The following is a 12,764-nucleotide window of genomic DNA, read 5'->3' as shown; positions in this document are numbered from 1 at the left end:
CCTCACTCATAACAAACGAGATCTAAATGAACCACGCTGTACGTCTTTTGGCACTTTCTCTCATGTCGTGTGTTCCATTCGCAGCGGCAGCCGACAATCTGACCGTCGCGTATTCCGAGGATGGGCGGTACTACACGGACGAAGATATCCCGACCTTCAATATTGCCGAAGATGGAACGGTGGACTGGATGACATTTTCAGGCTTTCGGCGATATCACGCGGAATGCCACGTTTGCCACGGTCCGGATGGAGAGGGATCGACCTATGCGCCGGCTTTGAAAGAGTCTGCGCTGGACATGGACTATTATGATTTTCTCGATGTCGTCACCAATGGCCGTCAGGTCGTCAACGCGGCCGAGAACTCGGTGATGCCGGGATTTGGCGACAACCCGAACGTGATGTGCTTTTTGGACGACATCTACGTCTATCTCAAGGCCCACGGATCGGGCGCGATCCCGCGCGGACGACCCCCCAAGAAAGAAGCTAAATCGGATGTAATCCGCGAGGATGAAGATGCGTGCATGGGCTAAGGCCTGTTTCGCCCTGATAGGGCTGGCAGCCTGGGCGGCACAGGCGCTTCCCGCGTTTGCGCAGACCTCTGATCTGGTGTCCGGAAACGCCTTTCGCGTATGCGCCGACCCCGCCAACTACCCGGTCTCGTCCGAGGACGGATCGGGTTATGAAAACAAGCTGGCCGAGTTGATTGCCGCCAAGCTGGAGTTGCCGGTTCAATATGTCTGGTTCCCGCAGGCGACGGGCTTTATCAGAAACACTCTGACCGCGAAACGCTGCGACGTCGTAATCGGTTATGCCCAGGGGCATGAGTTGGTCCAGAACACCAATCATTATTACACATCGGCCTATGCGCTGATCGTCCCTGCAGGCAGCGATCTTGCATCAGTTCAGACATTGGACGATCCGGCGCTTAAGGGGCGCAAGATCGGGATCGTGGCGGGAACGCCCCCGGCCGCGCATATGGCGCGTAACGGGCTGATCGGGCAGGCCAAGCCCTACAACCTGTTTGTCGATCGCCGCGTGGAAAGCCCGGCCATCGACATGCTTAACGACCTGCAGTCGGGGGAGATTGATGCTGCTATTCTTTGGGGTCCTCTGGGCGGCCCTCTGGTCAAGGCGGATTATCCGGACTTCAAGGTCATCCCCTTGGTCAAAGAGGAACTGCCGCCGCGCCTGTTCTATCGCATCACCATGGGGGTGCGTCAGGGCGAAAAGGTGTGGCAGCGGCAGCTGAATTCTCTGATCCGGCGCCATCAGGATGAGATCAACGCGGTTCTGGCCGAAGCCGGCGTTCCGCTGGTCAACGATCTGGGAACCGAAGTGCTGGAGCTTTCGCAATGATCCGCGCCCTTGTGGCGTTTGTGATCTGTGCAGGCGCTGCGACGGCCCAAACGGTACCGGAACCTTCTGACTATCGTATGGATCACTACCGGGCACCGGTGCCTGACCGCATCACCGGTGGCACGACCATCGGCCCGGAAGCGGCGCATGGTTTATGGCAGGACAAGGCAGCCGTGTTCGTGGATGTACTGCCTCAGGCCCCGAAACCTGACAATCTGCCCGAGGGCACGATCTGGCGCGACAAACCGCGTGACAGTATTCCCCGCGCCATCTGGTTGCCCAATGTGGGCTATGGCGCCATTGCCGAGGTCACGGCGGAGTATTTTCAAAACGGGTTGGAAAGCGCTACCGCAGGGGACGCCGATCAGGCTGTTGTTTTCTTTTGCCTCGAAGACTGCTGGATGAGCTGGAACGCCGCCCGGCGGGCCATCGAATGGGGCTACACCAACGTCTATTGGTTTCCGGAAGGCACCGATGGCTGGACTTTGTGGGACTACCCGCTTGAGCGGGTTGAACCGGCCCCTGGTCAACCCGTTGCCGGGGGCGGTTGATCTAGTATCCGGCCAGTTTCTTGTGCAGGTGTGTGACCGTGCCGTCCGTATCCGTCATCGTCACGTCCACCGCCTGCGCACGACTGGGAACGGATATGCCGACCCGTGGATTCTCGGACAGGGAGATTGAGCCGGTCAGCTCGACATACCCTGCGCCATCCAGATCGATGTCTACGGTCTCGACATAGCGCATCGGAATGAAAAGCAACGAGATTTGATCCATCTGCATCCCGGAATGCGAAGGGTGGTCGATGTTCAGATCCATTTTGTTGGCACGATCCGCGCCCAGATTGGACAGACGGGACCGTGTGCTGAGCGCCGGGACGCGACCGACCACCTCCGCCTCCATGGTTCCAAGGGTGGCAAGCGCCAGTTCCGGGTCGGTTCCCGGTGGCGCGGCGCAGGCACCAAGGCCCGAGGTTTTGACATAGGTCTCTGACACCCAAAGCCGCCCGTCCGTTGTTTCCGCGATGACATGCAACGGCGTGGGGCCATTCACCCGCATGGTCACGTCGAAATAAAAGCTGGCAAGCGGTTCCTCCAACGCGAACACGGCGGATACCGGCATCGGGTTTTCATCCAGAACCAACGTCACCCTTGCGATTTTGGCTCCATTGGGCGCTATCACCTGAGCCGCCAGTTCGGCGCGTGCATCGTCCGGCGTGCGATAAGGCGCATCGATTGCAATCAATGCGTCCCCGTTCTGCATTGGACGGTCGCCATAAAGCAGCGCCCGCACGTTTTCCCACGCTTCGCCACTTGCCCAAGCCGGACCCGCCAGCATCCACAACAAGGCCGCAATCAGATGAGACGTTTTCATTCCATGCCTCCTCGCACAAACCTGCCAAAGGCGCGGGGCCCGTCACAGGTTTCCAGTGTTTCTACCACATTCAGTGTTTCCGGGTCCACGATACTGACCGTGTTGTCGAACCAGTTGGCAACAACCAGCAGGTTTTGCGCCGCTGTGGCGTCGATGCCTTCGGGATATTCCCCCACCTCGATCAGAGCTTCGTGTTCGAGGGTGCCGAGCGGTATGACGCTGAGCGTGTTGGCGTACTGGTTGGTGACAAATGCCTTGTCCCGGGCAAAGGCTATGCCATAGGGGCGTTCGCCCACGGCGATAGAAGCGCTCACTGTGCCTGAGGCTGCGTCCACGACACTGACATCGTTGCTGCCCACATTGCCGACAAACAGCCGTCCATCCGGGGCAAAGCGCAGGCCGAAGGGGCGGGTGCCCACGCGGATACGGTGCAGCGGTTGCAGGGTTTCGGCATCAAACACCGAAACCTGATCGGCATCCTTGTCCGCCGATGCCACAAAGCGCCCATCATCCGATACCGCAATGCCAGCGGGCGCGGCCCCTGTTGCCAATTCCGCCTGAACCGAAAGGGTGTCGCTGTCCAGCACCCAAAGCCGGGCGTTGTACCAGTCGGACACAAACAGCCGTCCGCGTTGACGATCAAGTGCAATCCCAATCGGGCCACCATCCAGTGTGACCTGAGAGATCGTTTCGCCCGTTTTCGCCGAAACGCGCTGCACCTGCTTGCTGTCCGGAGAGACGGTGAACAGGGCATCACCCGCGCCAACTGCCACACCTGCAGGTTTTCCGGGCAGGGGCCAGCGGTCGGTTTCGCGCATGTCGAAAAGGTCTATCCGGCTAAGCTCCTCACCATTCTGGCAGGTGACATAGGCGGTATCGGCCCCAGCGGGACTGCTTGTGAGCGACACGAGCAGGATCAGGCCAAAGCTAGCTTGCCGCACCGAAACGCTCGACCAACGCGTCCAGCCCGGCCTGATATACACCCGTTACCGCGGCGATGGCGGCTTCGTCGTTCAGCTCGGGCGGTGGATCGTTGTTTGGGTAGCCGCGATAGAAAGCACCGCGCCACTCGATGATCGAACCGCCACCGTCGCGCGGCTTCACCGTCAGGTGGGACGAATAGTTGGTGACTGGCAAAACCTCGACCGCGACCTCAGTAATCCGGTAGGAATAGCTCATCTTCTCATCGCTGTACTTGTACAGGACCTCCGCAATGATCGGGCCGCCCTCTTGCCCTAGGGTCAGCAGGCGGGTGGCGTCGATGGCATTGCCACCGTCACCTTCGGTCGAGAAGACGGCCGGATGCCAGGACATGTCGTCGAAATTGCCGATTGCGGCCCAGACCTCGTCAGGTGGGGCGGCAACTTCGGTCGTCAGGGTGACTTTCTGTCGGGTTGGCCCATGCGCCCAGACGGCGGTTGGAACCAGCAGGGCGGCAGTCCCCGCAAGAAGGGTGCGTCGCTTCATTCAATATCCTCCCTTGCTGCGCTGGTGGTGATCCGTGTCAGCGCGCATAGGCGCAACTGTAGTTGCCCCGTTGCCTCGCGCACGTCTGCCAAAATTGGACAGGCGCGTCGGGAAACAGGTGCAAGTTCAAGCGCATACGTGGATTCTTAAAAAATAAGAATCGAGCTTAATGATGAAGCTGGTAGGCTTGGATTCACAACATGGCCAAAAGTATCGGTTCCCTTTTTCAGGTGTTCCGCTTTTGAGTTAAGGGCCTGCACTGAACATTGCGGGCAACGGGAGGACATCTTGAATCTTCGCTTGATGCCGCTGCTCGCGGCACTGATCTGGTGCGTTTCAGCTGTCGCGGTGTGGGCGGTTGATGTGAAAGCCGCAGTGCTCAGGATCGACTATCCGAGCCTGCTGCCGATCTCGCGCTACGATCTGATGCCCGAGGATCTGGGATTTGCCGGTGCGGCCCTTGGGGATGAGGACAACGGTACTACCGGCAGCTTTCTGGGCCACAGCTTTGAAACGGTCACGGTCGCCGTCCCGCCTGAAGCGGCCGATGAAGCGATGGACCGAATTTTGGACAATGGCGTGCGGCTGATCATCCTTCTGGCCAGTGCACCGGATGTCCTTCGCCTGACGGACAAAGCGGCCGAGGCAGGTGCGCTGGTGTTCAATGCCTCTGCACCCGATACCGATCTGAGGGATGCGAATTGCCGGGGAAACCTGCTGCACATTTCGCCGTCGCGTGCGATGAATGCAGACGCGGTTGCGCAGTTTGCGGTCTGGAAGAAATGGGATGAATGGTTCCTGCTGGCAGGATCGAACCCCGGGGATGTGAAACTGGGTGATGCCTATCGCCGTGCGGCTGCAAAGTTTGGTGCAAAAATTGTTGAGGACCGCACCTTTGAAGACACCGGTGGTTCTCGACGCACGGATTCAGGACATGTTCTGGTGCAACGTCAGCTTCCGCTGGATACGCAGGACGCGCGGGATCATGACGTCGTGATGGCAGCGGATGAAAGCGACTATTTCGGGCGCTACCTGTCCTATCACCTCTGGATGCCGCGTCCGGTGATGGGGTCCGGCGGGTTGCGCCCGGTGACGATCCACGGTGCCCACGAGGCATGGGGCGCAACGCAATACCAAACCCGTTTTGAGGAGCTGACAGGCCGCTATGTGCGGCCCGAGGATTACAATGTCTGGCTCGCACTCCGCGTCATTGGCGAGGCCGTGACCCGCGCCAATACGGCAGACCCGGCCGGTGTCCGCGACTATGCCCTGTCGGATGAATTCGAACTTGCGGCATTCAAGGGGCAAAAGGTGACCTTTCGCGATTGGAACGGGCAATTGCGCCAGCCGATCCTTTTGTATGACGGGTCGATCACGGTCAGCGTCAGCCCGCAGGACGGGTTCCTGCACCAGACCTCACCGCTGGATACGATGGGTTTGGATCGCGCGGAATCCAACTGTCAGGCATTCGAATAGCCGGAGGATTTGATGAAACACCTATTCCTGACCGCCGCCCTTGCTGCGCTGACAACAGGCCCCGCCTTTGCCGGAAAGGCTTTTGTGTCGAACGAACGGGGCAACACGATCACTGTGGTCGATACCGACAGCTGGGAGGTCATAACCGAGTTTCCCGGCGGCAACCGCCCGCGTGGCATCACGGTCAGCCCGGACGGCAAGAAGCTGTATGTCTGTGCGTCGGATGACAACATCATTCGGGTTTTTGACACCGAGACGTATGAGGAGCTGCCCAGTCTGCCCTCAGGCCCCGACCCGGAATTGTTCATTCTCGAACCGTCCGGCAAGCGGCTCTACATCGCTAATGAAGATGACAATCTGGTCACCGTAACCGACACCGAAACCCGTACGATCCTGGCCGAGGTTCCGGTTGGAGTCGAACCCGAGGGTATGGGGATGAGCCCAGATGCCAAGTTTGTGGTCAACACTTCCGAGACGACCAATATGGCTCACTTTATCTCGACCGAGGACTATACGATCAAGCACAATATCCTTGTCGATCAGCGTCCGCGGTATGCCCAGTACACGGCGGATGGGAAACGCCTGTTCGTAACTTCGGAGATCGGCGGTACCGTATCGGTGATGGATATCGCCGAGGACGGCACACCAACGGTTGTCGGCAAGATCGGGTTCGAAGTGCCCGGTGTTCAGCCAGAATGGCTGCAACCGGTGGGCGCCAAAGTCACCTCGGATGGGAAACGGCTGTTTGTTGCTTTGGGGCCAGCCAACCGGGTCGCGGTCGTGGATGCGCAAAGCCTTGAGGTGCTGGACTATATTCTGGTCGGGCAGCGTGTCTGGCAACTGGATTTCACACCGGACGAAAAATACCTGCTGACGACCAATGGCAACTCCAACGACATCACCATAATCGACGTGGCCGCGGAAAAGGCGATCAAGTCGGTTCAGGTCGGTCAACAGCCCTGGGGCGTGGTGACGATCGAATAGAATCCGGGAGGAACGGGAATGAAAAAGCTAATGATTGCGGTGCTGGCGGCAACTTTGGGCGGGCCGGTTTCGGCGGCTCCGCTTTGCGACGATCTGGGGTTTGCGGGCCTCCTGGCCAAGTGCAATCGCGGCGAGACGATCAAGCTGACGCTCGCCTCGGGCCAGCCGCTGGGCGAGGATGCGGTTTTACAATCGGGCGCCTATTACAAGCTTGAGATTACGGCGGATGGTTCGGCCGAATTGGCAATCGAAGGACCATCGTTTTTCCGGGCGATCTGGATGAATGAGATCGTCATCAACAAGATCGAAATCCGTCCCATGGCCGTGGACAGTATCGAGTTTGACAAGGCGGGTGTGGCCGAGCTGTCTTTCATTGCGATCAAGCCCGGCAGTCATGAAATCCGCATTCCCGGTTCTACCGGGGACTCGCAACGTGTGACGATCAGCATTCAATGAAGAAAGGACAAACTATGAAAAAGCTTGGCATTGCGGCGTTTGCCTGTGTTCTTGCAGCCCCCGCGCTGGCAGAGGAGGTGGATGCCGAAACCGTCAGCAAGATCGAAGCCTATCTGGCGTCGATCGAATGCCAGATGGACCCGGACGATATCGAGGTCGAAGAAGACGGGTATGATCTGGACGATGTGATCTGCAAGGGCGGCAATCAGTTTGACATCAAATTGGACAAGGACCTGAACGAGGTCAGCCGAAAAGCGGAATGACACGGGCAAGGCAAATTGGGGTGATGGCAAAGCTACCTGCCATCTGTGTTTCGCTGGCCCTCTTCGCGGTTGCTGCTTCGGCCGAAACCTTGCCAACCATTCGCGCCGCTGTTCTGAAAATCGGCACCGTGAATTGGGAACTTGAAACCATCCGTCAAAACGGTCTGGACAGGAAATACGGCTTTGTCCTTGAGGTGCAGCCTTTTGCAGATAACGGCGCCACACGCATCGCGGTCGAAGGGGCCGAGGCGGATCTGGCCGTCGCCGACTGGATTTGGGTCGCGCGGCAGAGAGCGGCAGGGAAGGACTATGTTTTTATTCCCTACTCAAAGGCGGTGGGCGGCGTTGTTGTGCCCAAAGACAGCCCGGCCAATAGTCTGAAAGACCTGGCGGGCGGCAAGATCGGCATCGCTGGTGGGCCGCTGGACAAATCCTGGCTGATCCTGCGCGCCTACGCGATGCAACATTATGGCATGGACTTGCAGGCCGACACGGAACAGGTCTTTGGCGCCCCTCCGCTGATCTACAAGTCCGCGCTTGGTGGCGATTACGCTGGGGCGATCAACTTCTGGCATTTCCTCGCCCGGATGAAAGCCTCTGGGATGCGCGAATTGATCTCGGTCGAAGAGGCGGGGCAGGCGCTTGGTTTGGACACCGATACGCCCTTGCTGGGGTACTATCTGAAAGAGAGCTTCCTAAACGAACATCCCGATCTGGCGCAGGATCTGTTTTCGGCCAGTCGCGATGCCAAGGACATGCTGGCGTCCTCACCGGAGGCGTGGGAGGCGATCCGACCGCGCATGAACGCCAAGACGGCGGCGCAGTTTGAACAGCTCAAGGCCGACTGGATAGCGGGTATCCCCAACCGGGGCCCGGTGGATGCCGCGGCGGCCAGCGCAATGCTGGAGCTGATGGCCGAGCTGGGCGGATCTGACCTTGTGGGTGAAGCCACAACGATACCGCCGGGTCTGTTTGCAGACGTGGAATAGCTTTGGATGCGCGATACGAAGATCACTCCGCTTCTGTCTATAGCGTGTCTGGTGGTACTTTGGATCGTCGCCGCTTTCCTGACCGCTGACCCGCAAATTCTGCCGCAACCTTGGGACCTGCTACCCCGGTTCCGGCAGGAACTGGCCTCGGGTGACTTGCAGCGGAACCTTGGGGTAACGCTGCTGCGGGTGATGTGGGCCTTTGCGCTGGCCATGGTTCTGGGCAGTGTTATCGGTCTGTCAATGGGCCGGTCGGCTGCAATAAACCGTTGGCTGGACCCTTGGCTGGTGATTTTTCTGAACCTTCCCGCGCTGGTCCTGATCGTGTTGTGTTACCTGTGGATCGGGTTGACCGAGGTGGCGGCGATCACCGCGGTGACGCTGAACAAGATCCCCAACGTTGCCACCATCCTGCGCGAAGGGGGCAGGGCGCTGAACCCCGACCTCGACGCCATGGCGCAGGTCTACCGTCTGCCGTGGCGGACACGTCTGCGGCACGTGATCCTGCCGCAGCTTGCACCCTTTATTGCAGCGGCGGCCCGGTCGGGCCTGTCGTTGATCTGGAAAATCGTACTGGTGGTCGAATTTCTGGGGCGTTCGTCGGGTGTCGGGTTTCAAATCCACCTTTATTTTCAGCTGTTCGACGTGGCGATGGTGCTGGTCTATGCGTTTTCGTTCATCGCAGTGATGCTGCTTGTGGAATGGTTGGTTCTGCAGCCCTGGGAACGTCAGGTCCGTAGCTGGAGGACCGCATGATCCGCGTCAACATCCGCCAGAAACGGTTCGGGACGGTCCCGGTGCTTGGACCCTTAGCCTTTGATATTGCCGCAGGCGAGACCGTTGCCCTAACCGGGCCTTCGGGGATCGGCAAGACCACTTTGCTGCGTCTTGTGGCCGGTATTGATCCTGTCTTTGACGGGCAGATTGACCGCCCGGACCATCAGGCGATCGTGTTTCAAGAGCCGATATTGCTGCCGTGGCGCTGCGCATTGGACAACCTGATGTTGGTTCATAGCGACCTGCGCCGCGCTGATGCCGAAACCGCCCTCGGCGCGGTCGGGCTGTGCGGAAAGGGTGACCTGTTCCCGGGGCAGCTATCGCTGGGCCAGCAACGGCGCCTGTCGCTGGCCCGTGCGTTTGCCGGGCGGCCGGAGTTTCTGATCATGGATGAGCCCTTTGTCTCGCTGGATGCGGAGACAGCGGATGCCATGTTGAGTTTGACGGAAGAACTGATCGCGCAGCACCAACCGGCTACCTTGTTCGTCACGCATTCGATGACCGAAGCGAAACGGCTTGCGGATCGGGTTCTGGGGCTGAAAGCCGGTCCGGACGGAGCGATTATGGCCTAAGCGACTATTCCGCCGGTTCCGTCGCTGCGCCGGGCGCGACACGATAGACAAAGGGCGCGTCGCCACTGGTTGCGTGCCGGTTGGCCCGGTCTTGCAGCGCGTGATGATGCGGAGATTTGATGCAGACCGGATCCGTTGCACCGGCATCTCCCACAAGGGCCATGGCCTGACAGCGGCAACCACCGAAATCAATGGTCTTGCGGTCACAGCTTTGGCAAGGTTCGGGCATCCAGTCGGTGCCTCGATACGCGTTGAAGGCGGTGCTGTGATACCAGATGTCTGCCAGTGGCTTCTGCTGCACCCGTTCAAAGGTCAGATGCGGGATGGTTTGCGCCGCGTGGCACGGTAAAACCTGCCCGTCGGGGGTCACGTTCAGCCCGCTGGACCCCCATCCGCCCATGCATCGCTTGGGATGGTCTTCGTGATAGTCCGCAGGCACGTAATCAATGACCAACGTGCCTTTTAGCGCGCTCCTTGCCTCGGCAACCTGCTGCGTGACCAACTGCGCCTGTTCCCGTGTCGGCATCAAAGCATCGCGGTTTTTCAGGGCCCAACCGTGGAACTGGACCGTCGCCACTTCGATCCGCCGCGCCCCCATCTCTTGCGCCATTTCCAGCGCGCGGGGCAACTGGTGCGCATTGCGCCGGTGCAACACGAAGTTCAATGTCATTGGCAAGCCAATCTGCCTGATCCATTCAACCGCCTTCATCTTGCGGTCAAACCCGCCCCGATACCCGCCTACCGTATCCGCCATTGCCGCATCCGTGCCCTGCAGCGACAATTGGATGTGATCCAGCCCCGCAGCATCCAGTTCGTTCAGACGCCGCTCGGTCAGTCCAATGGCTGAGGTGATCAGGTTAGTATACAGCCCGGCCTCGCGGGCTGCGCGCACCAAATCTACCAGATCGCGCCGCGCCGCCGGTTCGCCGCCGGACAGGTGCAACTGCAGGACACCCAGAGCGGCGGCTTCCTGAAAAACGCGCGCCCATGTGTCGGTGTCCATTTCACTGTCCAGCTTGGCCATTTCGACCGGATTGGAGCAGTAGGGGCACGACAGCGGGCAACGATGAGTCAGTTCGGCCAGCATGGCAATGGGGGGTGCAACCGTTCGGGCCATCACATCACATCCAAAAAGCGCCGCGCGCGCAGTGCATCAAGGAAGCCCGAGCTGTCCTCGGCAATCTGGTCCTGCGGGGCCTTGTACTTTTCCGACAACGCGGCCGTGATCTGCCCGAAATTGCGCTTGCCATCCACTTCGGTCAGGATTGCATGTCCAATCTGATCCAGGGTCACGGCCCGTTCCGGCGCCAGCAACACCCAGTTTTCGCGTACCTTGTCGTAGTGAAGGCGCACGCCGCGCGGCAGGGTTGGAACCTCCTGAGCCAGCATCACGAAGCCTGCTGCATCAAAAGGCCAGTGCCCGGCTGCCAGGCTCCGGGCGGGATGCGGGCGGGTTCAACATAGGCACCCCAAAGGGCATCCAGTTGTGCCCACAGCACGTCGGTCTTGAAGATTAAAGCTTTGGCTGCCGCTTCCTGTTTTTCGGCCGTATCCGCGTTGTCCAGAACCCAGTTCAGTCCAAAGGCCACATCCTTGGGTGCCTCTTTCAGCCGATTACGGAAATAGGACAGCGAACTGTCATCGGCAAAATCGTAATGCTGCAACAGGCCTTCTATTCTGTTGGCATGAATCTTGGGGGCAAAAAGCTCGGTCAGCGATGCCGCAACCGCTTCGAGCAGGGTTTTCTCGCGGACATAGCGCACATAGGCGTCGACGGCGAATTTCGTTGCGGGCAAAACACCCTCGCAAGAGGCAACATAGTCGGGATCAAGCCCGACCGCTGCCGCCAGGCGCAACCAGCGTCTGATGCCGCCTTCGTTGTCTTCGGTCCCGTCATGATCCTCGATCCGGGATCGCCATGCGCGCCGCAGCGCCGGGTTTTCGACACGCGACATGAACGCTGCATCCTTCATTGGGATCGAATGCTGATAATAATAGCGGTTGACCACCCAGGCTCGGACCTCGTCCGGGGTGCACTGACCGCCATGCAGACGGTGATGAAACGGATGCAGGTCGTGGTAGCGCTCGGCACCGATCTGGTGCAGGCGGGCTTCAAAATCTTCGCGGCTTTGGGTCATAGAGTGATCTCCATCCCGTCTTGTCCGATGATCCAACCCGCCGCCTCGGCGCTTGCTTTTTCCGCGCTGTCGGGGCGTAGGACCGGGTTGGTGTTGTTCATGTGGACGAAAACTTTTCGTCCAATCTTCAAATCGGTAAAACTGGCGATCGAGCCGTCGGGACCATCCATCGACATATGCCCCATCCGTTTGCCGGTCTTCTGTCCCAATCCGGTGCGCACCATCTCGTCATCCTGCCAGAGCGTACCGTCAAAAAACAAGAGATCTGCGCCTTCAAGGAGGGCGCTCAGGTCCGGCGTCAATGCGGCACAACCCGGAATGTAATAGGCGGTTTTACCCTGCGCATTCAGGGCCACACCCACGGTTTGTTCACCCACCAGATCAGTCTGGACATGTTCGCCTTCCAGATACAGCGGTACCTTGCCGGGGACCGGAAACAGCGTCGCCTGCAAGCCCGGTGTCAATTCGAAAGGCTGGCTCAGGGAAATCGGTGCGCGCTCTACGACCGAGGCGTTCAGCGCATCGAATACAGGGTTCTGCGCGATCACGTCCTGAATGCTCTGCGTTGCAAACAGCTTGAACGGCTGCATTTCCCGCAACGTCAGTAACCCCGCCACATGGTCGATATCCCCATTTGTCACCAGCACGGACCGAATGGGCATCTCGCGCAACCCCGTCGGAAACAGAGGCCGTGTATTGCTTAACTGAGTTCGAATGTCCGGTGAGGCGTTCAGCACGGCCCAGTTGTGACCGTCGGCCGATACAGCAAGTGACGACTGTGTCTGAGCGGGTATTTCGCCATTGCGCGCGAGGTCGCAGTTAATGCAACCGCAGTTCCATTGCGGAAGGCCGCCGCCCGCAGCGGCCCCGAGTATTATCGCGCGCAACGTCATCTAAGGTTGGCGCCGGGTCCGC

General features: G+C 59.5%; 17 protein-coding genes. 10 read left to right on the top strand and 7 right to left on the bottom strand.

The window, feature by feature from the left end:
• Positions 1-26 precede the first annotated feature (26 nt).
• From ACR0ER_RS18990 to ACR0ER_RS18980, 3 genes are read left to right on the top strand one after another with little or no spacing between them, the layout of a single operon-like run.
• Entirely contained in the window at positions 27-530 is a 504-nt protein-coding gene (locus tag ACR0ER_RS18990; RefSeq protein ID WP_170335238.1) for a c-type cytochrome, methanol metabolism-related, read from the top strand.
• Positions 514-1,356 (top strand): substrate-binding domain-containing protein, encoded by an 843-nt coding sequence (locus ACR0ER_RS18985; protein WP_480770286.1) that lies wholly within the window; start codon positions 514-516, stop codon positions 1,354-1,356. Before ACR0ER_RS18990 ends, ACR0ER_RS18985 begins: the two co-directional genes overlap by 17 nt.
• Entirely contained in the window at positions 1,353-1,907 is a 555-nt protein-coding gene (locus ACR0ER_RS18980) for a PQQ-dependent catabolism-associated CXXCW motif protein (protein ID WP_480770285.1), read from the top strand. Before ACR0ER_RS18985 ends, ACR0ER_RS18980 begins: the two co-directional genes overlap by 4 nt.
• Position 1,908: 1 nt before the next feature.
• Here ACR0ER_RS18980 and ACR0ER_RS18975 read toward each other — a convergent pair whose 3' ends face one another.
• The 3 genes from ACR0ER_RS18975 to ACR0ER_RS18965 are packed head-to-tail and all read right to left on the bottom strand — an operon-like array spanning position 1,909 to position 4,194.
• The gene (locus ACR0ER_RS18975; RefSeq protein WP_480770284.1) at positions 1,909-2,727 is read right to left on the bottom strand and encodes a quinoprotein dehydrogenase-associated SoxYZ-like carrier; all 819 of its coding nucleotides are present in this window, start codon (positions 2,725-2,727) and stop codon (positions 1,909-1,911) included.
• Positions 2,724-3,668: a YncE family protein gene (locus ACR0ER_RS18970; protein WP_480770283.1), complete on the bottom strand. Its 945-nt coding sequence runs from the start codon at positions 3,666-3,668 to the stop codon at positions 2,724-2,726. The genes ACR0ER_RS18975 and ACR0ER_RS18970 overlap by 4 nt, the downstream gene beginning before the upstream one ends.
• Complete coding sequence (locus tag ACR0ER_RS18965) at positions 3,655-4,194, bottom strand: SRPBCC family protein (protein ID WP_480770282.1); 540 nt, start codon at positions 4,192-4,194, stop codon at positions 3,655-3,657. The genes ACR0ER_RS18970 and ACR0ER_RS18965 overlap by 14 nt, the downstream gene beginning before the upstream one ends.
• Before the next feature lie 303 nt (positions 4,195-4,497).
• On the opposite strand from ACR0ER_RS18965, the gene ACR0ER_RS18960 reads away from it, so the two are divergent.
• From ACR0ER_RS18960 to ACR0ER_RS18930, 7 genes are read left to right on the top strand one after another with little or no spacing between them, the layout of a single operon-like run.
• Complete coding sequence (locus tag ACR0ER_RS18960; RefSeq protein WP_480770315.1) at positions 4,498-5,670, top strand: ABC transporter substrate-binding protein; 1,173 nt, start codon at positions 4,498-4,500, stop codon at positions 5,668-5,670.
• A gap of 12 nt (positions 5,671-5,682) precedes the next feature.
• A complete protein-coding gene (locus ACR0ER_RS18955; protein ID WP_170335251.1) occupies positions 5,683-6,654 on the top strand; it encodes a YVTN family beta-propeller repeat protein in 972 nt (323 codons plus the stop codon).
• An 18-nt stretch (positions 6,655-6,672) separates the two neighbouring features.
• Entirely contained in the window at positions 6,673-7,110 is a 438-nt protein-coding gene (locus tag ACR0ER_RS18950; RefSeq protein ID WP_170335253.1) for a cupredoxin domain-containing protein, read from the top strand.
• Between the two features lie 14 nt (positions 7,111-7,124).
• Positions 7,125-7,373 carry a PepSY domain-containing protein gene (locus ACR0ER_RS18945; RefSeq protein ID WP_480770281.1) on the top strand — a complete coding sequence of 83 codons (249 nt, stop codon included), beginning with the start codon at positions 7,125-7,127 and terminating at the stop codon, positions 7,371-7,373.
• Between the two features lie 23 nt (positions 7,374-7,396).
• Positions 7,397-8,362, top strand: coding sequence for an ABC transporter substrate-binding protein (locus tag ACR0ER_RS18940; protein ID WP_480770280.1), 966 nt, complete (start codon positions 7,397-7,399; stop codon positions 8,360-8,362).
• A 6-nt stretch (positions 8,363-8,368) separates the two neighbouring features.
• Positions 8,369-9,118, top strand: a complete 750-nt coding sequence (locus ACR0ER_RS18935) for an ABC transporter permease (RefSeq protein WP_480770279.1) — start codon at positions 8,369-8,371, stop codon at positions 9,116-9,118.
• Entirely contained in the window at positions 9,115-9,711 is a 597-nt protein-coding gene (locus ACR0ER_RS18930; protein ID WP_480770278.1) for an ABC transporter ATP-binding protein, read from the top strand. The genes ACR0ER_RS18935 and ACR0ER_RS18930 overlap by 4 nt, the downstream gene beginning before the upstream one ends.
• A 4-nt stretch (positions 9,712-9,715) precedes the next feature.
• Here the strand turns inward: ACR0ER_RS18930 and pqqE are convergent, their stop codons facing one another.
• The 4 genes from pqqE to pqqB are packed head-to-tail and all read right to left on the bottom strand — an operon-like array spanning position 9,716 to position 12,742.
• Positions 9,716-10,828, bottom strand: coding sequence for a pyrroloquinoline quinone biosynthesis protein PqqE (pqqE, locus tag ACR0ER_RS18925; protein WP_480770277.1), 1,113 nt, complete (start codon positions 10,826-10,828; stop codon positions 9,716-9,718).
• Positions 10,828-11,100: a pyrroloquinoline quinone biosynthesis peptide chaperone PqqD gene (gene pqqD / locus ACR0ER_RS18920; RefSeq protein ID WP_170335266.1), complete on the bottom strand. Its 273-nt coding sequence runs from the start codon at positions 11,098-11,100 to the stop codon at positions 10,828-10,830. Before pqqD ends, pqqE begins: the two co-directional genes overlap by 1 nt.
• Positions 11,100-11,849, bottom strand: coding sequence for a pyrroloquinoline-quinone synthase PqqC (gene pqqC / locus ACR0ER_RS18915; RefSeq protein ID WP_480770276.1), 750 nt, complete (start codon positions 11,847-11,849; stop codon positions 11,100-11,102). The genes pqqD and pqqC overlap by 1 nt, the downstream gene beginning before the upstream one ends.
• Positions 11,846-12,742 (bottom strand): pyrroloquinoline quinone biosynthesis protein PqqB, encoded by an 897-nt coding sequence (gene pqqB / locus ACR0ER_RS18910; protein ID WP_480770275.1) that lies wholly within the window; start codon positions 12,740-12,742, stop codon positions 11,846-11,848. The genes pqqC and pqqB overlap by 4 nt, the downstream gene beginning before the upstream one ends.
• Positions 12,743-12,764 lie beyond the last annotated feature (22 nt).

The sequence above is a fragment of the Ruegeria sp. CH8 genome, assembly GCF_056536985.1.
Note: the sequence above shows the minus strand (reverse complement) of the source record. Positions and strands in the feature narration are given on the sequence as shown.

Excerpts from the sequence above, each read along its gene's own strand:
- ACR0ER_RS18940 (WP_480770280.1), top strand. The coding sequence starts at position 7,397 with ATGGCAAAGCTACCTGCCATCTGTGTTTCGCTGGCCCTCTTCGCGGTT.
- ACR0ER_RS18985 (WP_480770286.1), top strand. The coding sequence starts at position 514 with ATGCGTGCATGGGCTAAGGCCTGTTTCGCCCTGATAGGGCTGGCAGCC.
- ACR0ER_RS18960 (WP_480770315.1), top strand. The coding sequence starts at position 4,498 with ATGCCGCTGCTCGCGGCACTGATCTGGTGCGTTTCAGCTGTCGCGGTG.
- ACR0ER_RS18990 (WP_170335238.1), top strand. The coding sequence starts at position 27 with ATGAACCACGCTGTACGTCTTTTGGCACTTTCTCTCATGTCGTGTGTT.
- ACR0ER_RS18930 (WP_480770278.1), top strand. The coding sequence starts at position 9,115 with ATGATCCGCGTCAACATCCGCCAGAAACGGTTCGGGACGGTCCCGGTG.
- ACR0ER_RS18945 (WP_480770281.1), top strand. The coding sequence starts at position 7,125 with ATGAAAAAGCTTGGCATTGCGGCGTTTGCCTGTGTTCTTGCAGCCCCC.
- pqqD (WP_170335266.1), bottom strand. The coding sequence starts at position 11,100 with ATGCTGGCTCAGGAGGTTCCAACCCTGCCGCGCGGCGTGCGCCTTCAC.
- ACR0ER_RS18950 (WP_170335253.1), top strand. The coding sequence starts at position 6,673 with ATGAAAAAGCTAATGATTGCGGTGCTGGCGGCAACTTTGGGCGGGCCG.
- ACR0ER_RS18965 (WP_480770282.1), bottom strand. The coding sequence starts at position 4,194 with ATGAAGCGACGCACCCTTCTTGCGGGGACTGCCGCCCTGCTGGTTCCA.
- pqqC (WP_480770276.1), bottom strand. The coding sequence starts at position 11,849 with ATGACCCAAAGCCGCGAAGATTTTGAAGCCCGCCTGCACCAGATCGGT.
- ACR0ER_RS18935 (WP_480770279.1), top strand. The coding sequence starts at position 8,369 with ATGCGCGATACGAAGATCACTCCGCTTCTGTCTATAGCGTGTCTGGTG.
- ACR0ER_RS18980 (WP_480770285.1), top strand. The coding sequence starts at position 1,353 with ATGATCCGCGCCCTTGTGGCGTTTGTGATCTGTGCAGGCGCTGCGACG.
- pqqE (WP_480770277.1), bottom strand. The coding sequence starts at position 10,828 with ATGGCCCGAACGGTTGCACCCCCCATTGCCATGCTGGCCGAACTGACT.
- ACR0ER_RS18975 (WP_480770284.1), bottom strand. The coding sequence starts at position 2,727 with ATGAAAACGTCTCATCTGATTGCGGCCTTGTTGTGGATGCTGGCGGGT.
- ACR0ER_RS18955 (WP_170335251.1), top strand. The coding sequence starts at position 5,683 with ATGAAACACCTATTCCTGACCGCCGCCCTTGCTGCGCTGACAACAGGC.
- pqqB (WP_480770275.1), bottom strand. The coding sequence starts at position 12,742 with ATGACGTTGCGCGCGATAATACTCGGGGCCGCTGCGGGCGGCGGCCTT.